This window comes from Corallococcus sp. EGB, assembly GCF_019968905.1.
Taxonomy (GTDB): Bacteria; Myxococcota; Myxococcia; order Myxococcales; family Myxococcaceae; genus Corallococcus.
On record NZ_CP079946.1, the window covers coordinates 4,330,472 to 4,355,912 of the forward strand.

Consider the following 25,441-nt stretch of genomic DNA (forward strand, 5'->3'; position numbering starts at 1 on the left):
TGTTGGGCGCTGATGCCATGGCCCGCCGTGTAAGCTGCCGCCCCGTGTCCGTCCGACTGTTCAGCGTCCTTCTCGTGGTGGCGCTCGCCCCGGTGGCGCAAGCCGCCGAGGATCCGCTCACGCCCTGGCTCCAGGCCCGCGTGCGCGAGCACCTGGCCTGGTTCGCCGCTCCTCCGCCCGCGGCGGTGGAGGCCCCGTCCGCCGCGGGCGCATCCTCGCTGTGGCGCGAGCGCCCCGCGGGCTACACGGGCCTGCCGAACTTCACGCCCCCCACGTCGCTTGCACCGCTGATCCGCGCGGTGGAGGCGAGCGTGGTGAACATCACCACGGTGGGGCCGGGCGCGGTGGCGGGCGCGGTGAAGCGCTCCACCGGCTCCGGGTTCGTGCTGACGCGGGACGGGCTGGTCGTCACCAACAACCACGTGGTGGCCAACGCGCAGGGCCTGGCGGAGAGCCCTGGCGGCTCGGGCGTCACGCCGGGCAAGGACGGCCCTCGCGCGGTGCCGGTGCAGCAGGTGTCCGTGCGGTTGGCGGACGGCCGCGAGTTCCCCGCGGAGGTGGTGGGCCGCGACGCGTCCACGGACGTGGCGCTCCTGCGGCTGAACGGCGCGGGGCTGGGGTCGCTGCCCGCGGTGTACCTGGGGGACTCGGACGCGCTGGAGGTGGGGGACTGGGTGGTGGCCATCGGCAACCCGTTCGGCCTGGACCACTCGGTGGCGCACGGGATGATCTCCGCGAAGGAGCGCGTGCTGGGCGTGGGCCAGTTCGACGACTTCATCCAGACGGACGCGCTGATCAACCCCGGCAACTCCGGCGGCCCGCTCTTCAACATGAAGGGCGAAGTCATTGGCGTGAACACCGCCATCATCAGCGAAGGGCAGGGCATCGGGTTCGCGGTGCCCATCAACCTGGTGAAGGACCTGCTGCCCAACCTGCGGGAGAACGGCAAGCTGGAGCGCGGCTGGCTGGGCGTCGTCATCAACGAGGACGGCGCGGACACCGCCACGGCGCCGGTGGTGAAGGACGTCTACCGGGGCAGCCCCGCCGCCCAGGCGCACATCCGTCCCGGGGACCGGCTGGTGGCGGTGAACGGCCGGCCCATTGGCAGCTACCTCCAGCTGCTGCGCAAGGTGGCGCTGCTGGCCCCGGGCTCGGAGGCGAAGCTGACGCTGCTGCGCGACGGCGGCACCCAGGAGGTGGCCGTGCGGCTCGTGGCCCGGCCCGCGCAGGAGGCCACCGAGGGGCTCGCCAACCGCAGCGGCAGCAGCACGAGCGACCTGGGGCTGGTGCTGCGGGATTTGACGCCGGAGGTGGCCGCGCCCCTGGGCTACGAGGCCTTCCTGGGCGCGCTCGTGTCCGGCGTGCTGCCGCGCAGCCCGGCGGAGCAGGCGGGACTGCGCGCGGGCGACGTCGTCACGGAGGTGAACCGCCGCCGGGTGAAGGACTCCGCCGCGGTGAAGGCCGCCCTGGAGCGGGGCAGCAGCGGAGCCAGCATCCTCCTGCGCGTCCAGCGGGGCGACGCGCTCCAGTACATCGCCATCGCCCGCTGACCCGGCCCCGGGGACGGGCGCGCTACTTCGCGCCCGCGTCCTTGCCGTTGAGCCACAGGCCCAGCTGGTTGCCGGTGCGTCCCTCGGTGACGAGGATGGCCTCGATGCGGGCGTTGACGCCGTAGTTCTTCCCACCGCCCTTCTTGGGCAGCGTCCACACCGACTGCGGCGTGAACACGACCTGCGCGCGCACGCCCCGCGCGCGGAACATGCGGTCGAAGGTGCCGCCGTTCCACATGTCCGGCGCCGTGCCGCTCACCGTGAGGTAGTTCATCACCGGGTTGCCCTGCGCGTCCGTCTTCTTCGGAGCGCCGTGGCACAGTCCGTACTTCCCGCCCGCGAAGAAGGGCGTGATGTTGATGGTGTACTCGTTCGTGCCGGGGTTGAAGTCGCCGGGGGACAGCATGCCCGCGTCGTCCTCGGTGACGATCATGTACAGGCGCTTGCCCGTGTACTTCTTGCGGAAGGCCTCCGCCTGCTGCTTGCACTGCGGATCCACCAGCGCGCCCTCGCACTCGCCCACGTACTTCTCCAGGAAGGCCCCCAGCCCGCCCAGGGGCTCGGACTCGTCGCGCAGCTTCGCGAAGCGCGAGTCCACGTCGGCCAGGGCGAGCGTGGGCACAAGGAGGGCAAAGGCGGCGGCCAGGAAGCGATTCACGGAGGGGAACTCCCGGAAAAAAGGGGGAAGGACAACGCGGCGATGGTGCCACTTCCGGCCGCGCCGGGGGCAGCGCTTTCCCACGGGCCGGAACATGGTGCGGCATGGTGCGTCAGGGTGGATGTAGGTGATTATTTTGCCTACATCAGGCTACCGTGTAGTTTGCCCCTGTCCCCACCTGTTTCGGAGCCCTCCCCGAATGAACACGCAGCCCCAGGAACGCCGCTCCCATCTGCGCTTCGACAAGATTTTTACCGTGTACCTGTCTACGCAGGACGGAATGATGCGGGGCATCGGCCGCAACATCAGCGCGCGGGGCATGTTCATCGAGGTGCGCGACTCGCTGGGGTTGGGCGAGAAGCTGAAGGTGACGTTCGCGGGCGAGGACGGCACGGAGATGACGTGCCTGTGCGAGGTCCGCTACCAGGTGGCGTTGGCGTTTGGCCGCAAGGACGGGCGGCCCGGCAACAGCCGCGGCGTGGGGCTGCGCATCGTGGCGTACGAGACGATGGACGACGCGCCGCTGCTCCTGGTGGACCGCGAGCGGGTGATGCACTGAGACACCACGGGGCACGGCCCTTCCCCATTGAAGCGGGAAGACACCGTGCCCCGGGGGGCGACGCGGGAATCGGCCTTCAGCCGGTTACTGCGAGAAGCCCTCGAGGAGGTAGTGGGCCTCGATGCGCTTGAGCGCGAGGATCATCGCGGCGCAGCGGCTGTCCACCGGCTTCCCGATGCAGTACGGGCGGCTGTCGTGCATCTCCGTCTTGCGCGGCTGGTTGCGAGAGATGTCCCGGATGATGCGGTAGTTGCGCTTCATGGCGCGCTCGAGGCGCTGATCGACCTCGGCCTCGCTCCAGCGCTCCATGCGCTTGTTCTGGATCCACTCGTAGTAGGACACCGTCACGCCGCCGGCGTTGGCGATGATGTCCGGGATGAGCTCGATGCCGCGCTTCTGCAGGACGCGGTCGGCCTCCGGGGTGGTGGGGCCGTTGGCGCCCTCGGCGATGAGCTTGACCTTGAGGCGCTCCGCGACGTCCGCGGTGATCTCGCCACCCAGGGCGGCGGGGACGAGGATGTCCGCCTGCACGTCCCAGAGGTCCTTCTTCTCGATGCGCTGGGCGCCCGGGAAGCCCACGACGGAGCGCTTGAGGTTCTTGGGGTCCGCCACGTAGGCGGCCAGCGCGTTCACGTCGATGCCGTCGCCGTTGAAGATGGAGCCGTCGGCGTCGTTCACGGCCAGCAGGCGCGCGCCCATGTTCGACAGGATGAGGGCGGCGTGGCTGCCCACGTTGCCGAAGCCCTGGAGGACGAAGGTCTTGCCCTTCACGCTCTCGCCGCGGTCGGCGAAGTAGTCCTCGATGCAGAACGCGACGCCCTGGCCGGTGGCCTTGCCGCGGCCTTCGGAACCGCCGATGCGCACGTCCTTGCCGGTGACGATGCCGCGCAGGTTGTGGCGCTCGCGCTCACCGTCGGAGAACTGGCGGTACAAGAGCGCCATGATCTCCGGGTTGGTGCCCACGTCCGGCGCCGGGATGTCGATGTTCGGCCCGATGAGGCTCTTGAGCCGGTACATGAAGCGCAGGGTGATGGCCTCGATCTCCTCGCGGCCGTACTCGCGCGGATCCAGCTGGATGCCGCCCTTGCCGCCGCCGAACGGGACCTCCGCGATGGCGGTCTTCCAGGTCATCTCCGCGGCCAGGGCCTTGAAGAGGTCCAGGGACACCTCGCGGTGGTAGCGCAGGCCGCCCTTGTAGGGGCCGCGGGCCTGGTTGTGCTGGACGCGGTAGGCCTTGAAGCGCTGCGACTCACCGGGGACCAGCTGGTACACGTGGCCGTCCGGCAGGCGCAGGTGGCCGTGGCGGATGGCGACGTCCGAGCCCAGGAGGGCGCGGCCGTTGAGGATGAGGTTGCCGTTGGCCAGGCGCTCCAGGCCCTCCGGGTTGCGCACCTGGGTGACGGACAGGTCCGAGAAGGCCTTCGCGGCCTCCGGCGCGAGCGGCACCAAGCGGTCCTTCAGCTTCGCCGTGACGTAGAAGATGTGCTCGTAGTCGGGCTCTTCGAGCTCCAGACGGACCCGCTTGTCCAGGCCGATGAGATCCGCCGCGAAGTGGAAGATCTCCATCGCCTCCGTATAGATGGTGCGCTTGGGCGTAGGGGCCGGGGCGCGCATGAAAGTCTCTTCGCTGGCCATGATGAAACTCGCTCCTTGAGGGCCCACCCGGAATGGGGGCCACTGGGGAAAGCGGCGCCCTTATGTGCACAGGCGCCCCAGGGTTTCAACCAGTCTGGCGCCAGGCCATTTCTCCAATTTAGGGAGAAAAGTCGCGGGCTTAGCCAACGCGGTGTGTCACCTCAACAGATGCGCTGTGTCATGAATGTCATGGCTTCTGGGGCTTAGAAGCGGGCGTGGGGGCGGGGGCTTGAAAATCCCAGGAGAAACTCCTTGCCGGGTCCGGATGCGGGTGGTACTTACGCGCCACTTTCGGTGCGCCGACATAGCTCAGTTGGTAGAGCAACTGATTCGTAATCAGTAGGTCTCCGGTTCAAATCCGGATGTCGGCTCCAAAGAAATCAAGGGCTTGGGTGACTTCGGTCACCCAGGCCCTTTTTCTTGTGTTGCCTCGGCGGTTCGGCGCGAAGGCGCCGCGGTCCATGCCCGGGCTGGCTGCGTGAAGGACGACTCGCGGGGCCGTGGGCCCTCAGATGATCCGAGGGCGGCCATCCCGCGTCTGGGCTCGGGGCATGTCCGGAGCTGATCGAGCCCCAGTCGAGCGACTGCGCAGATGGGCCTCTGCTCGGGTCCGTTCATCGGCTGAGCGGAGTAGTTCCGCACCCGATGCGAGCAGCGCCGCCAGGACATGTGGTCCTCCGGGGTTTCTTCCTTGCGGGTGCGGTCGTTCTCTTCCGTCAGGGCGTCGTTCTGCGCGAGCGCTTCAACCCGCGCTGCGTGCGCGGACGCAAAACCGTCCCGGTCCTCGACGACTCGGCGGAAGGTAGGTTCAGACAGACACCTGCGTGACAGGCATCAAGGATGTCTGGCTGGGTTCAGTGTGTCAGGAGTTCAGGAGCCCCGGTGAAGTTGTCAGACTCCAAAATCAGGATGTCGCACCCCCTGATTCCCAGGGGGCGACGTCGGGGGATCCCATGAGACTGATTGCAGTGGCTTCTCTGCTCATGATTGCGTCGGGGTGTGCGACTGCTCGTGTTGTTCAAATCGATACCGGGAATGGTCATCGAATCGTCCACAAGTCAATGGACGCTGACCCGGTCGAGGTGAACGAGGCGGAATTCAAGTCTGCCCTTACGCAGCTCATCCTCGACATGCGGATGGACTTTGCCTTTCGCGAGATGGATGCAGCCGATCAGCGAGGGTGGGTGAGGTCCCGGTCGTTGCTCGCATCCTCGAAGGGACTCGCGGATTCGGGGGTGGGGGTGTCACCGGAGTCCCTGTATTCGCGCATCTGTCCGGACGGTGACGAGTGCTTGACCCTGGTGGGCGGCACGGGGCTGCTCTTCTCGCGCAAGGACCGAACGTTGATGGCCTTGTCGTTCGCGCTGGATACGGTCTGGGGGAGTGTCGAGGCTGAGATCGGCAAGATGCTGAACCCGGTGGTGCTCAAGGCCATGGTGACCTCTGCCGCGCTGACCGTGCTCCTCACGATGGCGCTGCCCGAGCCCGTCACGAAGGTCCTCGCCGTGGCGTTGACGGCGGCGATGGTGGCCTACCTGGGGGTGGTGCCTGTCTGGGAGATGGGACGGGGCTTCGTGCGACTGTGGGACGACGCGGAGAGAGCAACGAGCGTTATCGAGTTGCAGGACATCGGCCATCGCTTCGGGAAGGTGCTCGGAACGAACGGCGCGCGTGTCCTGGTGCTGCTCGTCACCGCGGCCCTCGGCGGAAGGAGTGCGATGGCGGCCCAGGGGCCCAGGCTCCCCGGCTTCTCCCAAGCGGCACTTCGCGCGGAGGCCGAGGCGGGGTTCCAGCTCGGGGCGGCGATGAGCGGCGGGGTATCGGCCATCGCGATGCCTGCGGCTGGAGTGCTGAACGTGGCGCTGGCTCCGGGGGCGGCTGCGGCCCTTGCGATGTACGGAGAGGGGCGGTATCCGGGTGATGTGGAAGGGCCGGTTCACCACATCTGCACGAACAAGAACCCGGTCTCGGCTGTATCAGGTGGTCCTTGGACGCCGAGGTGCGAGGAGGTTTTCAAGAAGGCCGGAATGACGCTTGAAGACGTCGCAAACAAGGTGCGGCTCAAGGGGCACGAGGGTCCGCATCCTGAGCAGTACCACGCAGAGGTGCTTCAGCGGCTTAATCGTTCAGTTTCGCGTTGCCAAACGACAGAGACCTGCCGGGCCAGTTTGATCAAGGAGCTTGCGAAGATTGCCAACGAGCTTCTGACACCCGGATCCGAGCTGCGAAGCTTCATCGTGCAGTAGGAGGAGCGAGGTGGAACGGTGTTTTTATTGGGTGAGACTTGGCGATGTGCCCCAGTGGCTTCTCGCGACGGCATTCCGGGATTCAGGTGAGGCTTTTGACGAGCCTTGGATGTTCGTGGATGGTCGCGTCCTTCCAGATCCTGGGACTATCACGACCCGGATTTCACACCCTGGAGAGAAGCGCGCGTTCGTGTTCGCGGGGGTAGAGGAAACGCCCATCGTCAGTGAAGCCGTCGCGAACGTGTTCAGAGCGCTGGCTCCCGGTGATGTGCAGCTGTTCCCGGTGTCAATTGAGGGGGAGGGCCAACGGTTCTTCGTCGTCAATGCAATCAAGGTGGTTGATGCCATAGACGAGGCCGGATGCCGGGAGGTGCATCACTATGACGAGGACGCCCCTGCCCCTGGATATGAAGGGGAGTACAACTGGATCTACGGGCTGCGAATCGACCCCTCGAAGACCGAGGGGGCGCACGTCTTCCGGCTGAAGAAGTTCAAGACGGCGTTCATTGTCTCGGAGGACATCAAGAACGCACTCGAAGCGGTCGGGAACCTCGGCGTTTCGTTCGAGCGCGTGACTGGACCGCACGAACCTTCCTGATGGTCGATGTGGGCGGAGGGCGCCTGAGGCGTGGACCCAGAGTCGCGGGACCGCGCCCACCCCCGGCGGCCTCGGGGCCCCCGAGGGAGCGGGAGAGGGGAGCCCCGTCCGGCGACGTACCCCCTGGACTCCTGAACCCGGCGATAAGCCCGGGACGGGCCGCCTGCCTGCTTTCCCTGGTGTCAACGGGGAATCTGTCGCAGAACGTCGCCCGTTAACCGGCACGTTCGGCCGTTCGCGCGAAGTGCGCAGGAACACCGCCGGCACTCTTCGGGAGCAACAACCGTGAGCAGTCTCATGAAGGAGTCCGTGCTGCGCGTGCACCACTGGACCGACACCCTCTTCAGCTTCGTCACCACGCGTGACCCGGGTTTCCGCTTCGCCAGTGGCCAGTTCACGATGATTGGCCTGGAGGTCGAGGGCCGCCCGCTGCTGCGCGCCTACAGCATGGTCAGCGCGCACTATGACGACCACCTCGAGTTCCTCAGCATCAAGGTGCCCGGCGGGCCCCTGACCTCCCGGCTGCAGCACCTGAAGGAGGGCGACAACATCCTCGTCAGCAAGAAGGCGACCGGCACGCTCGTGCTCAAGCACCTGCTGCCCGGCCGGAACCTCTACATGCTGAGCACGGGGACGGGCCTGGCGCCCTTCCTGAGCCTCGTGAAGGACCCGGAGATGTACGAGCAGTTCGACCGCGTCATCCTCACGCACACCTGCCGCCGCGCCGAGGAGCTGGCCTACCACGACCTCTTCCTCCACGAGCTGCCCCACAACGAGTTCTTCGGGGAGCTGGTGAAGCAGAAGCTCACGTACTACCCGAGCGTCACGCGCGAGGACTTCCGCAACACCGGCCGCATCACGGACCTCATCCGCAGCGAGAAGCTGTTCAAGGACGTGGGCCTGCCGCCGCTGAACCCGGAGCACGACCGCGTGATGCTCTGTGGCAGCCCCGGCATGCTCGCGGACCTCACGGTCATGCTGGAGGAGCGCGGCTTCCGCGAGGGCACTCCCGGAGAAGCCGGCCACTACGTCACCGAGAAGGCCTTCGCGGAGCGCTGAGCGGCCTGCGACCCGCCAGCTACTTGAGCGGGTTGTAGCCGGGCTTCTTGTAGAGGCGGTCCCACTGGCTCGCGATCTCCGGCCGGTAGACTGCCTCCGGCCAGTCCGCCGGAGAGACCTCCTCGATGGCGACGGAGATGGAGCCCTCCGGGCTGCCGAGGGCCTCCATGACGTCCTTCACGATCCGCTCGGCGAGCTGGGTCTTCTGCTGCTCGGACTTGCCGGGGTAGAGCTTCACGCTGATGTGGGGCATGGGCCGCTCCTCTACTTCTGGGACGGGTCCTTCGCGGGGAGCGGTGTCTTGAACGTCTCCTTGGCGACGTTCATCGCGGACAGGGCCTTGGGCCAGCCGCAGTAGAAGGCCAGGTGTGTGAGGGCCTCGACGATCTCCGACTCGGAGAGGCCATTCTCCCGGGCCCTGTTGAGGTGGAAGGGCAGCTGCTCCGTGTTGCCGCCCACGGTGAGCGCGGCAACGGTCACGAGGCTGCGGTCGCGAGGCGCGAGATCCTGGCGCGCCCAGACGTCGCCAAACAGCACGTCATCCGTGAGCTGCACCATCTTGGGCGCGAAGTCGCCCAGCTGCTTCTTCAGCGCGGAAGGTTCCTTCTTCATGTTCATGGCTCCCTGGGACGCGGGCGGTCCCTTGGCGTTCTGCTCTTCATTGACCTGCTCCAGTCAGGTGACGTTCCATCCCTCGCGCTCCGCGTGCCACACGGTGCGGGCGCTGGGCTCGCAGGTGACGGACCGCGGGGCCGACTCCGTGCACTCATGCCCGTACGGGTATGCCCATCCGCCGTTGGCGACCAGGAGACACGGGGGAGATGGGCTTTGAACCCAGGGTTGATAATGCGGTGGCGCTGCCCGAGATAGGAGCTTCGCGATGAAGACGCCCCTCCTTCCCCAGCTCCAGGTGTTCCTCGTCGTGGCCCGCCTGCGCAGCTTCAGCGGCGCGGCGCGTGAGCTCGGCGTCTCCACGACCGCGGTGAGCCAGTCGGTGCGTCACCTCGAGGAGCACCTGGGGGTGACGCTGCTCGCGCGCACGACGCGCAGCGTGTCGCTGACGGACGCCGGCCGGCGCCTGGTGGAAGGCGCCGGCCCGGGATTGGGCCAGGCCCTGTCCGCCCTCCGCGAGGTGTCCGCGCAGCCGGGGGAGACGGTGGGCCGCCTCCGGCTGTCGGTGCCTCACTCGGCGGTGCCGTTCCTCATCACCCCGGTCCTCCCCACATTCAGGGAGCGCCATCCCCGGGTGGAGGTGGAGGTCGTCGTCGAGGACCGCTTCGTGGACATCGTGGCCGAGGGCTACGACGCGGGCGTGCGGCTGAGCGAGGCCATCGAGCGCGACATGGTGCAGGTGCGGATCACCGACGCGTTCCGCTTCGTGGTGGTGGGCGCCCCCAGCTACCTCGCGCACCAGGGCACGCCCCAGCGGCCCGAGGACCTCCTGAAGCACGAGTGCATCACCTTCCGATCACAGACCACCGGGACGCTGTACGCCTGGGAGCTGGAACGTGGCCGCCGGAGCTGGCGTGTGCCGGTGCGGGGCGGCGTGGTCAGCAATGACAACCAGACGGCCGTGTCGCTCGCGGAGGCGGGAATGGGGCTGGCGTATGCCTTCGAGCCGGCCGCGGAGGAGCGGGTGCGCTCCGGACGGCTCGTGCGGGTGCTGGAGGCCTATGCGCCCACCGTTCCTGGATTCTTCCTCTACTTCCCCAGCCGGGCCCAGCGCTCCATGCCCTTGCGTCACTTCATCGAGACCGCGAAGCAAATGGCTGTCAGGAGGCTGTAGCGGGCCGCTGTCGTTGAGGCGATGAGGTCCCCCAACGAAGGTGGCGCACCCCGGGCGTCAGAACATGCTCTTGCCGAGCTCCAGCACCACCTCGACGAAGCGCCGGTCGGCGAAGAGCAGGGGCACGATGGGCACCATCGCCGCGACGATGACGGCCAATGCCGCACGGACGTCCACCGGGAACCAGCGCATGCGGCGCGCCGCGCCGAAGGACGTGCCCAGGTCCGCGAGCGAGGAGAAGTCGTGCGCGGTCAGCGGATCCATTCCCTCCGGCGGATCGCGGTGGAACCACCGCTCTTCGAAGCGCTGTGAGTGCCAGGCCGCCACGGCCGAGAAGTGATGGCCCCCCATTCGCTTCGTCCTCAGCAGCTGACGGAAGAAGGCCGCCAGCGGAGCGTAGACGATGACGAGACAGATGAGCGCGAAGGCGAACAGGTGAAGGGCGTAGTCGGTGAGGTCGGTGGTGGGGCCGTGCGTCAGGCGATGCGCGGTGATCGTGGCGGCCACCGCGAAGACAATGAGCGAGAAGCTGGCCTGGACCGTCCCGAGGAAGCCCAGGCCGCCCGCTGCGTCCGGATGGGTGGGCACGAGCGCGAGCGGCAGCCGGGAGACCTTGAACAGGAACCTCGCCCACAGGACTCCCCGCCACAGCCAGCGCAGGAACAGGAACCGGAGGAGCGGCATGCTCACCGCGAGGTACCACCAGCCGGCGAGGGTGAGCGGGCCCTGGGGCTGCGCATGGAGCCAGGCTGGACGGCTCGTCAGGAGGGGCACGTTCACGAAGGACACGGCGACGGAGACGATCAGCAGCCCGGCTTCGATGATGGCGCTTCGCCGCACCCGCACCACGTCGTTGGCGATGCGCTCGAAGGTGGCCAGATGCTTCGCATCAATCAGGTCCGAGACGACGAACTGGCGCACGGCCGCCGAGAGGTTCAGGTCGATGTAGCGCTCGGACGCGACGAGCAGCGGCAGGGACACCAGGAACGCGACGTGGGTCCCCAGGTCCCGCAGGAAGCCTCGCGCCACCGCGGGCTCTCCACCGAGGAGCGACAGGACGAGGAGCGGAAGCCAGCTCACCAGCGTCAGGAAGACGACGCGCATGGTCAGCGACGCCCGCCGAGGATGGGCGCGATGACGTGGGCCGAGCAGCGTGCCCTGGACCAGCGAGAAGTCGAGCAATGAGGCGGGGACGTCCATGACCGCATCAAAGCTGTGCTGTGATGGCGGCTCCTGCCAGTCGAAGAAGCAACCAGGCTGCGCGAAGGCAGTGGTGGACGGGGCAAGGGCGGTGCTGGAAGCGCCAAAGGAGGGAGCGGCGGCAAGGGTGGTGGCGGTAGCCCCCGGTCACGTCCGCCTCCCATGCACCCAGCACCACCGGACGGCCTTCCGGTGGAGGCCGGGGAGACAACCCTCCGAGGGAGTGAGTGAAGCCGCCCCCCCCTTACTGGCGGGCCTGCTCCGCCGACGGCAGGCCCAGGGCGGCCGCCAGCTCGGTCAGCTTCGCCTGCACCTTGCGCATGTTCTCCGGGCCCATGCGCAGCAGGTGTTTCTCCGCCGCGCTCAGCGCTTCGAGGTTCGGATCCGCGTAGACGAAGAGCGCGCCCTTCGGCGTGAGCTCCGGGGGCGTCTTGGGGACGGGGACCCGGGTGAGCCGCCCGATGGCTTGCGACAGGGTCGTATCCAGACTCCGGCCCGGCGGTGCCAGCTCCGCATGCGCGGCGTCCAGCAGCGGCTTGAGCTCCTGATACACCTGCCCCGCCTTCTTCGCGTCCAGGGAGACGATGACGCGGGTCACTGCGTCGTAGCGGGTATGGCTTTCCGACGATGTCACCGTCTGGCCGTGACGCTTTGTCACCCGGAAGGTCCCCGTGGGTGCCATGAACGACAACGGCATGCGCGGGCTCTGGCCTTCGGCGACCAGGTTCACGGACGCGGCGAAGCGGCGGGCCAGGTCCTCGGCGGACAGCCAGCGCGCGAAGTCCGCGTCCGTGGAGAGGCCCTTCAACAGCTCCCTCACGCTGGCGTCCGTGCCGGAGAGCTGCACCGCAGGGGGCGGAGGAGGAGCCGGAGGCGTCGGCTCCGCGTAGGCGGGCGTGGAGGCGGGCGGCGGTTCCGGTGTCCGCAGCAAGAAGAGGCTCGCTCCGCCCAGGAGCGCCACGACGGCGGCGATGCCCAGGGGCCAACGCATGGAACGAATGGGAGACGGCGGGAGGGGGGCGTTATCGCTGGGGCTCATGTGGGTGGGGACTCGGTGGAGGTCGGTGGAAAGGGCTTAGAGGTCGCCGGTGCGGGCCTGCTCCGCCAGGCGGAAGGAGAACTCCGCGCGGCGGTTCTTCTCCGGGACGTTCGGGTCCGCGGGCCGCTCCTCGCCGTAGGAGATGACGGAGATGCGCCCGGGCTCGACGCCCAGGTTCACCAGGTAGCTGCGCACACTGGCGGCGCGGCGCTGGCCCAGCGCGAGGTTGTATTCCGTGGTGCCCAGCTCGCAGGTGTGGCCCGCCACCGTCACCTTCGCCAGGCTCCGCTGACGCATCGCCTGGGCGATGCGCGACAGCTCCTCGGTGGCCTCGGGCGGGAGGATGGAGGAGTCGAGCGGGAAGTAGATGGGCGCGGCGTTGAGCGCCGCGAGCGCCTGCTCCGTGTCGTCAGGATTGGGCTGTGTCGCATTGCCCCGGTCACTGACGACGGGCGGCGGTGTATGGGTTGCCGCGTCGGCGGTGCTGGTATTGGCCGCGCGCCGCGCACAACCGGTGAGACCCATCACAGACATCAGGAGCACCAGGGAGGTTCGGTTCATGCCCTGATACATGAGCAAGGGCTGTGCCGCGGTCCTCCCCCTCTGGCGTCTCGCGCGGTGGGGCGCGATGACTGGCAAAGCGCGTCGTCCTAGCGTTGCGAAACGCCGCTGTCGGTCCGCTCCCGACGGTGGATGGTGGAGACATCAATCCCCAGCAGCTCCGCCGCCCGCGTCTTGTTGCCTCCACAGCGGGCAACCACCCACGCGATGTATTCACCTTCCAATTGTCGCAACGGCACCACCTGCCCCTGGTGGGCCGCGGCCAGCGGGTGGACGTCCGCCGCACCCTCGGTGGTGTGCAGCCGCAGCTGGGCCAGGTCCACCGTGGGCTGCGCGCCCAGGACGACCAGGCGCTCCACCAGGTTCTCCAGCTCGCGCACGTTGCCGGGCCACGACATGCGCGCGAGCGTGGCCAGGACCTCCGGGGCCAGGGCCGTGACGGGGGAGCGCGGGTTGCGGGCGCGGGCCTGGGCCACGAAGTGCTCGGCGAGCTTCGGGATGTCCTCCGAGCGCTCTCGCAGCGGTGGGACGCGGAGTGAGACGACATTGAGCCGGTAGAAGAGGTCCGCCCGGAAGCGGCCCTCCTTCACCCGCGCGTCCAGGTCCTGGTGCGTGGCGGCGAGGATGCGCACGTCCACCTTGCGCGAGCCGTCCGCTCCCACCGCGCGCACCTCGCCGTCCTGGAGCACGCGCAGCAGCTTCGCCTGGAGCTCCGGGGGCATGTCCCCGATTTCATCGAGGAAGAGCGTGCCTCCGTCCGCCTCCACGAAGAGGCCCCGGCGCGTGGTGGTGGCGCCGCTGAAGGCGCCCTTGATGTGGCCGAACAGCTCGCTCTCCAGCAGCGCGTGGGGCAGGGCGGTGCAGTTGACCGCCACGAAGGGCGCCGGGTTTCGTGGCCCCTCGGAATGCAGGGCCCTCGCGACCAGCTCCTTGCCGCTGCCGCTCTCGCCCCGGATGAGCACCGGCGCGTCGGATGCCGCCACGCGGTCGAGGAGTTCATAGAGCGTTCGCATGGGGGCGCTGTGGCCCAGCAGCGCGCCCATGCCGTTGCGCTGGGCCACCTGGCGCTTGAGGTCGCGGTGCTCGGACCTCAGGCGCCGGGCCTCCAGCGCGCGGCCGACGTGGAGCAGCACCTCGTCCAGGCGGAAGGGCTTGGTGAGGTAGTGCCAGGCGCCGCGCTTCATCGCCTCCACCGCGCTCTCCACCGCGCCGAAGGCGGTCATCAGCAGCACGGGCAGCTCCGGGTCGTGCCGGCGCGCGGCGGCGAGCACGTCCAGCCCGTCCACCTCCTCCATGCGCAGGTCGCACAGGATGACGTCGTAGACGCGGGCCCTCAGCTGGGCGATGGCGTCCGCGCCGCCCGTGGAGAGGTCCACGCGGTAGCCCGCGTCGGTGAGGGGCTCCCTCAACATCTGTCCCATCTCCTCGTGGTCATCCACCACGAGGATGCGCGCGCTAGACGGCATGCCGTTCCTCCCAGCCGGACGCGGCGGCCACCGGCCACCGCAGCGTGACGACGGTGCCTCGGCCGGGCTCGCTTTCGACGCCCACCTGGCCTCCGTGATTGCGGACGATCTGCGCCACCACGCTCAGCCCCAGGCCCGTGCCCTGGCCGCGCTTCTTGGTGGTGAAGAAGGGGTCGAACACCTGGTGCAGGTGCTCCGGCGCGATGCCGCGGCCATCGTCCTGGACGCGGATCTCCACCGCCGGCGTGTCCCCCGCCATGCACGCCGCGGCGCTCAGCCGCACGTGGCCTCCCGCGCTGCACGCGTCACAGGCGTTGAGGGCGAGGTTGAGGAGCACCTGCTGGAGCTGATCCGCGTCCGCCGCGAGGCTGGGCAGCCGCTCGGGCACGTCCATCTCGAAGTGGACGCGCCGGCGCTCGGCCTCCACGTCGAGCAGCTCCTGGAGGCCGCGCACCACGGACGCGAGCGGGACGACGCCGGCCGGCGCGGGTTGCAGGCGCGACAGGTCCAACAGCTGGCGGATGATGCGGCTCACCCGGTCGATCTGCGTGACGATGGCGGTGAGGCCCCGGCCCTGCGGGTGCTCCACGCCGCCCACCTTCTGGAGCATGTATTCGGCGTGGCCCCGGATGATGCCCAGCGGCGTGCCGATTTCATGGGCCACCCCCGCGGCGAGCACCCCCACCGTGGCCAGCTTCTCCGCGCGCAGCAGCTGGTCCTCCAGCATCCGCACGTTGCTCAGGTCCTCCAGCACCAGCAGCGTGCTGGCCTCGCCGTCGCTGTGCTCCAGCGGGACGGCGTGGACGTTGAACTGGTCCTTCTCGTTGAAGAGGCTGAGTGGTTCGCCGTGCAGGCTGCGCACGGCGCCCTTGTCCCGCGCGGCCAGCACCATGGCCTCCAGCCGCTGGACCGCCACGGCGGTCGCGGTGGGGAAGGCCTCTGGCAGCGTGCTTCCCACGGCGGTGGCGGGCAGGCGCGCGCGCAGCGCCTGGTTCACGGCGCTGATGCGGCCCTCGTGGTTCAGGGCCAGGATGCCCGTGGGGATGTGGTCGAGGATCTTCTGGGTCTTCTCGTGCAGGTGCGCGAACCGGGCGGCGTGGCGCAGGCTCTCCCGGAGCGCCACCGCGCGGCGGTTGGCGAGCACGACATACGTCCCGAACGCCACCAGGAACACCGCCACGAGGAGCGCCGCCAGCGACAGGCGAAGCACCAGCGTGCGCTCATGGGAGCGCAGGGCGCTGGTGGAGGAGAGCGTCGCCACGGACCAGGACGCCTCGCTTCGCATGCGCAAGGGGCGGAACGTGGCCACCGCGTCCGCGGCCCCCAGGCCCAGGCGCGCGGCCTGCGCCTCGTGGAGGCGCAGCGTCCCGGACTCGCCCGCGCGCATCCGCTCCACCAGCGCGCGGAGCCCGGGGACGAGCGCGCCTTCGGGCCCCCCCAGCCTCCGGTGCCAGGACGTGAGGGTCGGGTCGCTCATGGGTGCGGGCATGCCGTGCGCGCCCAGCAGGAGCAGCCGCGTGTTCTCCTCCACCGTCACCATGCGCAGCGGCGCGAAGATGGGCTCGGTGTCCACGAGGATGGCGACGGCGCCTCCACCCCCGGGCGTGTCGGAGTCGATGCGCGTGGCGAAGACGCGCATCCATCCGGAGGACGTTGGCCCCTCGATGGGGAACGAGGGGATGACGTGTCCCTCCGGCGCCGTGAGCGCCTGCCGCGCGGTCTCCACGAGCGCGGAGGGATGGACGGCTTCCCGGGGGAGGTGGCGCGACTTGTGGTCCACCAGGAAGAGCCGCTCGTCGCCGTCCGGCCCCAGCACCGCGATGGCCCGGTACTGGCCCACGGACTCCAGCAGGGCGCGCAGCTCGTTGTAATGGTCTCCGGCCGAACCGGGCTGGGCGAGCAGCTCGCTCGCGAAGCGCAGGTTGTCCCCCAGGTCCTCGAGCGAACGGGCGACGCCGCTGGCGGCCTCGTCCAGCTGGGCCCGGCGGTCGCGCGCGAACTGCTCCACCAGGGCCTGACGGTCGCGCTGGATGAACCACACGGCGCCGCCCGCCACGCTGGCCAGGGACACGAGCAGCAGGACGAGGGGAACAAGGAGCCGGTGCATGGGCGGGGGAGGAGCCAGGACAACGCAAGGCCCGGGCCAGTCGTTCCCTCCAGGCATCGCGCCACGCGCCAGGCCGCGACCGCCGCAAATCACCACGCTGGGACTGGCACTTTGCCGGACCTGTCTGGCGCCAGCCCCGCTCCGGGCTTGCGCTAGAGTGGCCGCCCCCTCGAACGGAGACCGAGCCTGACCATGAGCCAGAACCTGTACGACATCCCCCTCACCGGCATTGACGGTTCCCCCCGCACGCTCGGTCAGTACAGGGGCAAGGTCCTGCTGGTGGTGAACGTCGCGTCCAAGTGCGGCCTGACGCCCCAGTACGAAGGCCTCCAGAAGCTCTACGCGAGCCGGCAGGGCAAGGGCCTGGAGGTGCTGGGCTTCCCCGCGAACAACTTCATGGGGCAGGAGCCGGGTAGCGAGGCGGAGATCCAGCAGTTCTGCACCACGAAGTACGACGTGACCTTCCCGCTGTACTCGAAGATCTCCGTGGTGGGACCGGACAAGCACCCGCTCTACCACGCGCTGACGGGCGCCATCCCGGAGGCCACGGGCGAGGGGCCCATGCGCGCGAACCTCAAGGGCTACGGCATCGAGGCCAACCCGAAGCCGGAGGTGCAGTGGAACTTCGAGAAGTTCCTCATCGGCCGGGATGGCCGCGTCGCGGGCCGCTTCGCGCCGGACGTGACGGCGGAGGATCCGCGGCTGGTCCAGGCCATTGACGCGGAGCTGGCGAAGCCGGCCTGAGCTCAGGACTCCGGCGGCTGGAGCCGTCCGCAGGCGCGGTTGGCTGGGACGGCGAGGTCGATCTTCCTGGGCCGGGGCAGGTTGAGCGCGGCCATCACGGCAATGAACTCCTCGCGGGTCTTCCCCGCGAGGCGCGGGTTGTGCCGCTTCTCCTCCCCGATGCTCGTCGCCAGGTGACCGTGGTAGTCGTGCGCGGGGTAGACGAGCGTCGCGTCCGGGAGCTGGAAGAGGACGCGGGTGATGGAGTCGTAGAGCTGACCCGCGTCGCCGTTCTGGAAGTCGGTGCGGCCGTTGCCTCGCACCATCAGGGCGTCGCCGGTGAAGACGCGCTCCCCGAGCAGGTAGCTCACGCTGTCGTCCGTGTGGCCCGGCGTGGCGAGCACCTGGAAGGTGCATGCTCCGACGCGCACCGTGTCGCCGTGGCGCACCTGGAGGTCGGCGCATTCGGCTCCGCCCGCTCCGGCCACCACCTGGCACTTCGTGCGCTCGCGCAGCGCCCCCGACGCGGTGACGTGGTCCGCGTGCACGTGGGTGTCGAGGACGTGCGTGAGGACGAGTCCCAGTTCGTCAACGAGCCGCAGATCGCGCTCCACCTGCTCCAGCACCGGGTCGATGAGCACGGCCTGGCGCGAGGCCTCGTCACCGATGAGGTAGGTGTAGGTCGAGGACTCGGAGTCGAAGAGCTGACGGAAGAGCATGTCGAATTCTCCGGTCGCTGGGGGCCGTGAGGCGGGCGAGCGGGGGAGGCGCTGCGTGTGGCTCAATCCTCCGCCGGAAGTCAGGTTTCAATAAAGGTATGTCTTCTCCAGTTGTTCTATCGCTTCTGGGGGAGCGCTCATCGGGCTGGGGGCCTGCCTCCCGCGGCGCGCGCATGCTTCGGGCCCGGAGGAGGCGCGCGGAAGTGTAGACCGCGCGACGTGGGGGGCGCCCCGGAGGACAGGTGTCGCGCGCCCCCGAGGCGCGCAGTCTCGCCGTTCGCGTTGATGCCCGGCGCCGCTGCCTCCCGGAGGCCATCCATGTCCGCTTCCCTGGCCGCACGCACCGACGCATCCGTTCTCCTCAAGCCTTCGTTCGCCTCCGAGCACCACCGGGTGCTGATCATCGGCGGCGGCACCGCGGGCCTCACGGTCGCGGCGCGGCTGAAGCGCAAGGGCGTGCACGGGGTCGCCGTCCTCGAGCCCTCCGCGCATCACTACTACCAGCCGCTGTGGACGCTGGTGGGCGCCGGGGCCGCGGACATCGGGAGCACCGTGCGGCCGGAGGCTGACTACATCCCCGCGGGGACGCAGTGGATCCGGGACCGGGCGGAAGAGGTGGATCCCGTCCGGCAACAGGTGCTCACGCGGGGGGGCACGCGCGTGTCCTACGACTTCCTGGTGGTCGCTCCCGGCATCCAGCTGGATTGGGACCGGGTGCGGGGCCTGCGTGAGGCGCTGGAGACGCCGTGCGTGTCCAGCAACTACGACTTCCGGCTCGCGCCGAAGACCTGGGAGATGGTGCGCGCGTTTCAGGGCGGGACGGCCTTGTTCACCCACCCGGCCACGCCGGTGAAGTGCGCGGGGGCGCCGCAGAAGATCATGTACCTGGTGGCGGACCACCTGCGCCGGAGCGGACTCGCCGGGCGGTCGCGGGTCGTCTTCGGCTCGGGGGGGAAAGCCCTCTTCGCGGTGCAGCCCTTCGCCCGGGTGCTGGAGGGCGTCGTGGAGCGTTACGGCATCCAGACGCACTTCCACCACGACCTGGTCGAGGTGCGCTCGGCCACCCGCGAGGCCGTCTTCGCGGTGACGCGCGACGGACGCCGGGAGGAGGTGACGCTGGAGTATGATCTGCTGCACGTCACGCCGCCGCAGAGCGCGCCGGACTTCATCAAGCGCAGCCCGCTGGCCCATGCGGACGGACCGAACGCGGGCTGGGTGAAGGCGCACAAGCATACGCTCCAGCACCCGGACCATCCGAACGTCTTCGCCATTGGAGACGCGAGCGACCTGCCCACGTCGCGCACGGGCGCCGCAGTCCGGGCGGAGGCCCCCGTCCTCGTGGAGAACCTGGTGGCGGTGATGGCGGGGCGTGAGCCCACGGCCCGGTATGACGGCTATGCGTCCTGCCCGCTGGTGACGGGCTATGGGCGGATGCTGCTCGCCGAGTTCGACTACGAGGGCCGGCCGGCGCCGAGCCTGCCGTTCATCAACACCTTCGTGGAGCGGCGGGACCTGTGGCTGCTGAAGAAGTACGGCCTGCCCCGCCTGTACTGGGACGGGATGCTCCGTGGTCGCGCGTGAACATTGGCGCAAGTGACCGCTCGACGCTGGCGCCCGCTCGTGCCACCTTCGCGGCCGTGACTCCCTACGACAAGATCTTCGAGAACAACAAGCTCTGGGCGGAGGAGCAGCTCCGCTCGGATCCGGAATTCTTCAACAAGCTGTCCGTGTCGCAGCAGCCGGACTTCCTCTACATTGGATGTTCGGACAGCCGCGTGCCGGCCAACCAGATCATGGGCCTGGCGCCGGGTGACGTGTTCGTGCACCGCAACGTCGCCAACCTGGTCAACAACGTCGACCTCAACGTGATGTCGGTCATCAACTACGCCGTCCGGCAGCTGGACGTGAAGCACATCATCGTCTGTGGCCACTACGGCTGCGGCGGCGTACGCGCGGCGATGCAGCCCAAGGACCTGGGCATCCTCAACCCGTGGCTGCGCAACATCCGCGACGTGTACCGCTTCCACAAGCAGGAGCTGGACGCCATCGCGGACGAGACGAAGCGCTACGAGCGGCTGGTGGAGCTCAACGTCCTGGAGCAGAGCATCAACATCATCAAGACCGCCGCCGTGCAGAAGTCCTTCCTGACGCGGGGCTTCCCCACGGTGCACTCGTGGGTGTTCGACCTGCGCAACGGCATCCTCCAGGACCTGAAGCTCGACTTCGAGCAGACACTCCACAGCATCCAGGAGGTCTACGACCTCACGAAGGAGTGAGCCCCCCGGGCTGATGACAGGTGGGGGGCCGGCGCCCGCGGCGGGGCGGTAGGATGCGGCGAGGATGCGCTTCTTCCTGACCCTGCCGGACGGACGTTCCATCGCGCTGGAGAAGCCGGTGGTGTCCGTGGGCTCCGAACCCGCGTGCGACGTCGTCCTCTCCGCGCCAGGAGTGAAGCGCAGCCATGCCCTGCTGTTTCGTGACGCGCGCGGGTGGACGGTGTCCGCCTCCGGCCCGGACCGCGACGTCCGGGTGCGCGGCACGCGCGTGGAGCTGGCTGCGCTGGAGGTGGGGGAGTCCTTCAGCGTGGGCAAGGCGTCGCTCACGCTGACGGCCTCCGAGGCCCCGGTCCATGTGGCGCCTGCCGCGACGCCGTCCCGCCTGCTGGGCGTGCTGATGGACTTCGCTTCCCGGCTGCTCGCGCAGCGGCCCGCGTCGGAGCTGCTGGAGGCGGCGCTGCGGGGCTTCGCGGAGGTCACCGCCGCGGACGTGGGCTTCCTCGTGTCGGTGGAGGGCGAGCGGCGTCAGGTGCTGGGGGCCACGGACTCCGTGCCGGCCTCGGTGGTGGCGGACAGCCTCGTGGACCAGGTCGTGGGCTCGGGGACTCCGGTGCTGGTGCCGGATGTCGCGGCCGAGGCGGCGCTCGCGGGGGCCCCCAGTGTGCTGGCCCTGCGGCTGACGTCCGCGCTCGTGCTGCCGCTTCGCGCGGCCTCCGCGCCACTTTGCGCCGTGTACCTGGGACGCCGCCTGGGCAGTGCTCCGTTCTCGCCCCGTGAGCTGGAGGAGGCCACGGCGCTTTCGTCGCTCGCGGCGCTGCTGCTGGCGACGTCGCGCGAGCTGATGGAGCTGCGCGCCCAGGTGGACAGCCTCACGCAGCGCATCGCCTCCGCCACGTTCGAAGGGCTCATCGGTGAATCGCCCGCCATGCGTCAGCTCTATCGGCAGATTGAGCGCCTGGCGCCGACGTCCCTGCACGTGCTCGTCCTGGGAGAGACGGGCACGGGGAAGGAGGAGGTGGCCCGCGCGCTGCACCGGCGAAGCGGCCGGCGCGGACGGCTGGTGGCCATCAACTGCGCGGCGCTCCCGGAGTCGCTCATCGAGCGCGAGTTGTTCGGCCACGCTCGCGGGGCGTTTTCTGGCGCGACCTCTGATCGGGCGGGGCTGGTGGAGGCGGCGGATGGGGGCACGCTCTTCCTGGATGAGATTGGAGACATGCCGCTGTCGCTCCAGTCGCGCCTGCTGCGCGTGGTCCAGGAGCACGAGGTGACGCGGCTCGGCGAGCACCGTCCCCGCAAGGTCGACATGCGCGTCATCGCAGCCACGCATCAGCCGTTGAAGGCGCTCGTCGCCCGCGGTGCCTTCCGCGAGGACCTCCTCTTCCGCCTGGACGAGGTGCGCCTGGAGGTGCCCGCGCTGCGGGAGCGCGGTGAGGACGTGCTGCTCATCGCGCACCATGTCCTGAAGCAGCAGGGGGCCAGGGCGGGGGGATTCACACAGAAGGCGGCGGAGGCGCTGCGCGGCCATCCCTTCCCGGGCAACGTCCGCGAGCTCGTGTCCCGCGTGCGGCGCGCGGCCATCCTCGCGTCTGGAGAGCTCATTGGCGTCGAGGATCTGGACCTGGGCGCGGACTCGGCGCCGCTGGTGCCCCTGGATGAAGCGCGGGATGCCTTCGTGCTGCGCTATGTGCGCGAGGCCATTGCCCGCAGCGGCGGCAGCAAGAAGGAAGCAGCCCGGGCCCTGGGCATTGGCCTGCGCTCCGTGTTCCGGTACCTGGGGGAAGAAGGCTGAGGGCTGTCCTTGCTCCTGAACCTTGCAGTAATCCTGGGCCCATGCGCTGCCTGTTCGCGTTCCTCCTGGTCACGCTGCTCGCGGCCCCGGGCTGTCCGCTCGACATCCAGGTCCGTGAGGAGGCGGACGCGGGCTGTGACGAGAGCTCCTGCCAGCAGACGTGTGACGCCGACCGGGAGTGTCCGGCGGGGCAGCGCTGCCACTCCCTCTACGAGGTCTGCGAGGACGGTCCCCGCCTCACGGAGCCCTGTTCCAGCAGCTCCGACTGTGCGAGCAACGCGCGATGCATGGGCGGGCATTGCGTCCGAAGCTGCGAGCGGGGCTGCCCCCTGGGCTACCAGTGCGGACCGGAGTCCACGTGCGTCGAGACCTGTGAAGGACGCACGGGCGGGCACCTAAGTGAATACTGCGAGACCTCCATGGACTGCACTCCCTGTGGTTTCTGTACCGACTCGGGGGGTGGGAGAAAGTGCCACCAACCCTGCCGGTCGGACGCGGAGTGCCCCGGTGGGGGCGCCGGCTCGTGCGTGCCGATTTCCGGAACCGGCTTGCGCGTGTGTCGGCCGTGAGCGGACCCGGGGGTTTGCTCGCGCGGATCGCGCTTCCTAGACTGCGCGCGCGATGACGGGCGAACTGCTGGCCGGCCGCTATCAGTTGGAGCAGGAGCTGGGGCGGGGCGGGATGGCGACGGTCTTCCTCGCCCGCGACCTGCGGCTGTCCCGCCGCGTGGCGGTGAAGGTGCTGCACCCGGGCCTGGACGCACGCTTCACCGAGCGCTTCCGCCAGGAGGCGGAGGTGGTGGCGTCGCTCCAGCACCCCAACGTGCTGGCGGTGCATGACTTTGGCGAGGACGCCGTGCGGGGCCCGTTCCTCGTCTGTGAATGGGTGCAGGGGGAGAGCCTGCGCGAGCTGGCGCGGCGCCTGGCTCCCATGCCGCCAGAGGCCGTTGCGCTCCTGGGCTGGGAGCTCGCCCGGGGGCTGGAGGCAGCGCACGCGCGCGGCGTGGTGCACCGGGATATCAAGCCGGAGAACGTGCTCGTGGCACATGGGGGGCCGCTGAAGCTCGCGGACTTCGGCATCGCCGCGCTGGCGGACCGGGCGCGGCTGACGAGCACCGGCGCAGTCATCGGCTCGCTCGCGTACATGGCTCCCGAGCGCATCGATACCGGTGCGTGGTCTCCGGCGTCGGATGTCTATGCCGTGGGGGTCGTGTTGTTCGAGCTGTGCTCGGGCAGGACACCGCATGCGGGAGAGGGCAGTGCGCGGCTGGCGGTTTCCGCAATGACTCGCGATGCGCCGCTACTGGCGGAGGTCTCGCCGGGCACGCCCGTGCCTCTGAGTGGACTGGTCGCGAGGTGCCTGTCACGGGATGCTCGTGACCGTCCCGCGGATGGCGCGGTGCTGGCTCGCGAGTTGGAGGCGGTGGTGCGCCCCTGGGTTGGTGCTCCCTCCGAAGCGTCCCGCGCCTTCTTCGTGGCCCCGGAGGCTTCCGTGGCCCGCTGGCGCGAGGACCGGTTCGCGCGGCTGTTGGACGAAGGCCGCGTGCTGCTCTCGGCAGGGCAGGGCGCTCAGGCCGCGCGGTGTCTCAATGCCGCGCTGGCACTTCGGCCTGGGGCGCCCGAGGTGCTGGCGCTTCTGCGCTCGCGTCCCATGAAGCAGGGGCTGATCCGGCGCGCTTGGGGAGCACTCGCGCGCCCATGGCTGCATCGGACGGGCACTGCGGCTGGAGGGGTGCACCGGCGTGCGCAGGAGCAGCACCGGCCCATTCCGGGTGGTGTGCTTTTGCACGGGCCACAGCAGCCGCGGCTCTTGGCGGGCGCGAGGGCCGCGCGTTTGTCGCGACGGCATCGGCTCAAGGCGGGCGCGGCACTCGTGGGCGTGCTGGTGGGCCTGGGCGTGTGGGCAGGGCGTGTGGGCAGGGGCACGGAGGGTTCTTTGAACCGCTCGGTGTCCGTGAACGCGGCCTCGCCACCCGGTAGCGATTCACGTGCAGCAGCGTCAACTCCCGTGGTGCCTCCGCCAATCGCGCCCGCGCCTGCAAGCGCGGAGTCCTCGGCCGCTCCCATGACGGACGCCAGCGTCACTCCTGCGGTGGCGGCCTCACGCCCCTTGAACCGGACGGTGGGCACGCCGGCAAGAGCCGCGCGTCCTGATGCGCAGGGCAGGACTGCTCGGACAGCGTCGGCTTCACCGGCCCCCACTGCCCAGCCCGCGACTCCGGAGCCCGCCGACGCGGAGGTGCCCGTGCGCGTTCCGGACGCCCAGTCCTTCGCGACGATCACGGTGGCGACGCGCCCGTGGGCCGAGGTGTTCGTGGACGGCCAGAGCCGTGGCTACACCCCACGGCTGCGCGAGCTGCGGCTCTCGCCCGGCGCGCACCGGCTCCGCTTCTCCAATCCGCTGTGCGAACCCGTCGAGGAACAGCTCGAAGTGGCCGCCGGTGAGTCTGTCTCCCGTGAAGTCGCCCTCCGCGTGCGCGACGCGGAAGTCACCATCGTCGCGCCCGCGGCATCCCGCGTCTTCGTCGACGGCAGGGAGGTGGGCGTGGCCCCGCTGCGCGACCCCGTGACGCTCACGCACGGCGGGCACGTCCTGTCCGCCCGCGACCCGGGAGGCAACGTGCTGAGGCACTCGCTGAAGGCGGTCGCGGGCACCCGCACCACGGTCGTGCTGGAGTCCTCGCCATGAAGACCGCCATCGTGTCCCTGGTGCTCGCCGCGTCCTCGTCGCTGGGCCCTGCTCGCGAGGCCTACCAGTCCGGCGACCTGCTCCGCGCCCGGGCCGCGCTGGAGGCCCTGCTCCAGCCTCCACGACTCTCGAACCCCCTAGAGGAGGCCGAAGCCCACCTGCTGCTCGCGGCGACGCTCCACGCTCAGGAGGACCTCGCTCGCGCGGAGCAGGAGGTTGTGGAGGGGATCGTGCTCAACGCCGACGCGAAGCTGGATCCGCTGATGTATCCGCCGGACTTCATCGCCTTCGTGGAACGGGTGACCGTCCAGCGCCGCGAGCAGATTGACCGGCGAGCCGCCCGCCGCCGTCCGCCCGTGCTCCTGCCCCGGTCCGTTCCTGCCGCCCCCATCCTCGTGGAGTCCCGCCCTGCCTCGAAGGGCTGGTACCTGGTGCCGTTCGGCGTGGGCCACCTGGTCCACGGTGAGTGCACCAAGGGCACCGTGCTCGCGGTGGGGCAGGGCACGATGTTCGCCGCGTCCGCCGTCTCCCTGGGCGTGGCCCTGTCCCTGCGCGGCCCGGACGGGCGCTACTCGGCGCAGGACGCACCCACGGCCAGGGCCTTCAACGTCTCCTATCTCGTGGGCGCGTATGCCTTCGCGGCGCTCTACGCCTACGGCGTGCTGGACGGCCTGCTGTCCTCACCCGCGTCCACGGGAAGCGGGCCCGGATGAGCGTTGACGGAGCGACGCGGGCCGGTGGCCCTTCGTGAGCAGTTGCTCCCCTCGGAGGTCGGTCTGACT

The 25,441-nt window shown here is 69.6% G+C and carries 23 protein-coding genes and 1 tRNA gene; 14 read left to right on the forward strand and 10 right to left on the reverse strand.

Features of this window, described 5'->3' with window-relative positions; translation table 11 throughout:
* The first annotated feature begins 17 nt into the window (after positions 1 to 17).
* Positions 18 to 1,550: a trypsin-like peptidase domain-containing protein gene (locus tag KYK13_RS18280; RefSeq protein WP_223645958.1), complete on the forward strand. Its 1,533-nt coding sequence runs from the start codon at positions 18 to 20 to the stop codon at positions 1,548 to 1,550.
* A 22-nt stretch (positions 1,551 to 1,572) separates the two neighbouring features.
* On the opposite strand, the gene KYK13_RS18285 is transcribed toward KYK13_RS18280, so the two are convergent.
* Entirely contained in the window at positions 1,573 to 2,208 is a 636-nt protein-coding gene (locus KYK13_RS18285; RefSeq protein WP_223645959.1) for a DUF6066 family protein, read from the reverse strand.
* A 199-nt stretch (positions 2,209 to 2,407) separates the two neighbouring features.
* Between KYK13_RS18285 and KYK13_RS18290 the strand changes: the two genes are divergently transcribed.
* Positions 2,408 to 2,767 carry a PilZ domain-containing protein gene (locus tag KYK13_RS18290; RefSeq protein ID WP_014396384.1) on the forward strand — a complete coding sequence of 120 codons (360 nt, stop codon included), beginning with the start codon at positions 2,408 to 2,410 and terminating at the stop codon, positions 2,765 to 2,767.
* 84 nt (positions 2,768 to 2,851) lie between these two features.
* Here KYK13_RS18290 and KYK13_RS18295 read toward each other — a convergent pair whose 3' ends face one another.
* Positions 2,852 to 4,402 (reverse strand): Glu/Leu/Phe/Val dehydrogenase, encoded by a 1,551-nt coding sequence (locus KYK13_RS18295; protein WP_223645960.1) that lies wholly within the window; start codon positions 4,400 to 4,402, stop codon positions 2,852 to 2,854.
* Positions 4,403 to 4,700: 298 nt separating this feature from the next.
* Here KYK13_RS18295 and KYK13_RS18300 point away from each other — a divergent pair.
* The 4 genes from KYK13_RS18300 to KYK13_RS18315 all read left to right on the forward strand — a co-directional run bounded on the left by KYK13_RS18300 (position 4,701) and on the right by KYK13_RS18315 (position 8,305).
* Positions 4,701 to 4,776: transfer RNA gene (locus KYK13_RS18300), tRNA-Thr, on the forward strand.
* Positions 4,777 to 5,355: 579 nt separating this feature from the next.
* Complete coding sequence (locus KYK13_RS18305) at positions 5,356 to 6,648, forward strand: AHH domain-containing protein (protein WP_223645961.1); 1,293 nt, start codon at positions 5,356 to 5,358, stop codon at positions 6,646 to 6,648.
* 31 nt (positions 6,649 to 6,679) lie between these two features.
* Positions 6,680 to 7,246 (forward strand): imm11 family protein, encoded by a 567-nt coding sequence (locus tag KYK13_RS18310; protein WP_223645963.1) that lies wholly within the window; start codon positions 6,680 to 6,682, stop codon positions 7,244 to 7,246.
* Between the two features lie 285 nt (positions 7,247 to 7,531).
* Positions 7,532 to 8,305, forward strand: coding sequence for a ferredoxin--NADP reductase (locus KYK13_RS18315; protein WP_223645965.1), 774 nt, complete (start codon positions 7,532 to 7,534; stop codon positions 8,303 to 8,305).
* Positions 8,306 to 8,324: 19 nt separating this feature from the next.
* On the opposite strand, the gene KYK13_RS18320 is transcribed toward KYK13_RS18315, so the two are convergent.
* Both KYK13_RS18320 and KYK13_RS18325 read right to left on the reverse strand, forming a co-directional pair.
* Positions 8,325 to 8,558 (reverse strand): tautomerase family protein, encoded by a 234-nt coding sequence (locus KYK13_RS18320; protein WP_223645967.1) that lies wholly within the window; start codon positions 8,556 to 8,558, stop codon positions 8,325 to 8,327.
* A gap of 11 nt (positions 8,559 to 8,569) precedes the next feature.
* Positions 8,570 to 8,917, reverse strand: coding sequence for a carboxymuconolactone decarboxylase family protein (locus KYK13_RS18325; RefSeq protein WP_223645969.1), 348 nt, complete (start codon positions 8,915 to 8,917; stop codon positions 8,570 to 8,572).
* 268 nt (positions 8,918 to 9,185) lie between these two features.
* On the opposite strand from KYK13_RS18325, the gene KYK13_RS18330 reads away from it, so the two are divergent.
* A complete protein-coding gene (locus tag KYK13_RS18330) occupies positions 9,186 to 10,091 on the forward strand; it encodes a LysR family transcriptional regulator (protein ID WP_223645971.1) in 906 nt (301 codons plus the stop codon).
* A 57-nt stretch (positions 10,092 to 10,148) separates the two neighbouring features.
* Here the strand turns inward: KYK13_RS18330 and KYK13_RS18335 are convergent, their stop codons facing one another.
* The 5 genes from KYK13_RS18335 to KYK13_RS18355 form a co-directional block, all read right to left on the reverse strand.
* Entirely contained in the window at positions 10,149 to 11,291 is a 1,143-nt protein-coding gene (locus KYK13_RS18335; RefSeq protein ID WP_223645973.1) for a hypothetical protein, read from the reverse strand.
* Between the two features lie 244 nt (positions 11,292 to 11,535).
* Positions 11,536 to 12,282 carry a DUF3014 domain-containing protein gene (locus KYK13_RS18340; RefSeq protein WP_223645974.1) on the reverse strand — a complete coding sequence of 249 codons (747 nt, stop codon included), beginning with the start codon at positions 12,280 to 12,282 and terminating at the stop codon, positions 11,536 to 11,538.
* An 84-nt stretch (positions 12,283 to 12,366) separates the two neighbouring features.
* A complete protein-coding gene (locus tag KYK13_RS18345) occupies positions 12,367 to 12,891 on the reverse strand; it encodes an OmpA family protein (RefSeq protein ID WP_223645975.1) in 525 nt (174 codons plus the stop codon).
* Positions 12,892 to 12,980: 89 nt separating this feature from the next.
* Positions 12,981 to 14,357, reverse strand: a complete 1,377-nt coding sequence (locus KYK13_RS18350; protein ID WP_223645976.1) for a sigma-54 dependent transcriptional regulator — start codon at positions 14,355 to 14,357, stop codon at positions 12,981 to 12,983.
* Positions 14,347 to 16,464: an ATP-binding protein gene (locus KYK13_RS18355; RefSeq protein WP_223645977.1), complete on the reverse strand. Its 2,118-nt coding sequence runs from the start codon at positions 16,462 to 16,464 to the stop codon at positions 14,347 to 14,349. The genes KYK13_RS18350 and KYK13_RS18355 overlap by 11 nt, the downstream gene beginning before the upstream one ends.
* 192 nt (positions 16,465 to 16,656) lie before the next feature.
* Here KYK13_RS18355 and KYK13_RS18360 point away from each other — a divergent pair, with 192 nt between their 5' ends.
* A complete protein-coding gene (locus KYK13_RS18360) occupies positions 16,657 to 17,208 on the forward strand; it encodes a glutathione peroxidase (RefSeq protein ID WP_223645978.1) in 552 nt (183 codons plus the stop codon).
* Positions 17,209 to 17,210: 2 nt separating this feature from the next.
* Here the strand turns inward: KYK13_RS18360 and KYK13_RS18365 are convergent, their stop codons facing one another.
* Complete coding sequence (locus KYK13_RS18365) at positions 17,211 to 17,906, reverse strand: MBL fold metallo-hydrolase (protein WP_223645979.1); 696 nt, start codon at positions 17,904 to 17,906, stop codon at positions 17,211 to 17,213.
* Positions 17,907 to 18,224: 318 nt separating this feature from the next.
* Between KYK13_RS18365 and KYK13_RS18370 the strand changes: the two genes are divergently transcribed.
* The 6 genes from KYK13_RS18370 (at position 18,225) to KYK13_RS18395 (ending at position 25,372) form a co-directional block, all read left to right on the forward strand.
* Positions 18,225 to 19,487, forward strand: coding sequence for an FAD/NAD(P)-binding oxidoreductase (locus KYK13_RS18370; RefSeq protein WP_223645980.1), 1,263 nt, complete (start codon positions 18,225 to 18,227; stop codon positions 19,485 to 19,487).
* Positions 19,484 to 20,182 (forward strand): carbonic anhydrase, encoded by a 699-nt coding sequence (locus tag KYK13_RS18375; protein WP_223645981.1) that lies wholly within the window; start codon positions 19,484 to 19,486, stop codon positions 20,180 to 20,182. The genes KYK13_RS18370 and KYK13_RS18375 overlap by 4 nt, the downstream gene beginning before the upstream one ends.
* A 64-nt stretch (positions 20,183 to 20,246) precedes the next feature.
* Positions 20,247 to 21,971 (forward strand): sigma 54-interacting transcriptional regulator, encoded by a 1,725-nt coding sequence (locus KYK13_RS18380; RefSeq protein ID WP_223645983.1) that lies wholly within the window; start codon positions 20,247 to 20,249, stop codon positions 21,969 to 21,971.
* Positions 21,972 to 22,012: 41 nt separating this feature from the next.
* On the forward strand, positions 22,013 to 22,540 hold the full coding sequence (locus KYK13_RS39340; RefSeq protein WP_223645985.1) for a Dickkopf N-terminal cysteine-rich domain-containing protein: 528 nt from the start codon (positions 22,013 to 22,015) through the stop codon (positions 22,538 to 22,540).
* A 52-nt stretch (positions 22,541 to 22,592) separates the two neighbouring features.
* Positions 22,593 to 24,659 carry a serine/threonine-protein kinase gene (locus KYK13_RS18390; RefSeq protein WP_223645987.1) on the forward strand — a complete coding sequence of 689 codons (2,067 nt, stop codon included), beginning with the start codon at positions 22,593 to 22,595 and terminating at the stop codon, positions 24,657 to 24,659.
* The gene (locus tag KYK13_RS18395; protein WP_223645989.1) at positions 24,656 to 25,372 is read left to right on the forward strand and encodes a hypothetical protein; all 717 of its coding nucleotides are present in this window, start codon (positions 24,656 to 24,658) and stop codon (positions 25,370 to 25,372) included. The genes KYK13_RS18390 and KYK13_RS18395 overlap by 4 nt, the downstream gene beginning before the upstream one ends.
* The last annotated feature ends 69 nt before the right edge of the window (positions 25,373 to 25,441 follow it).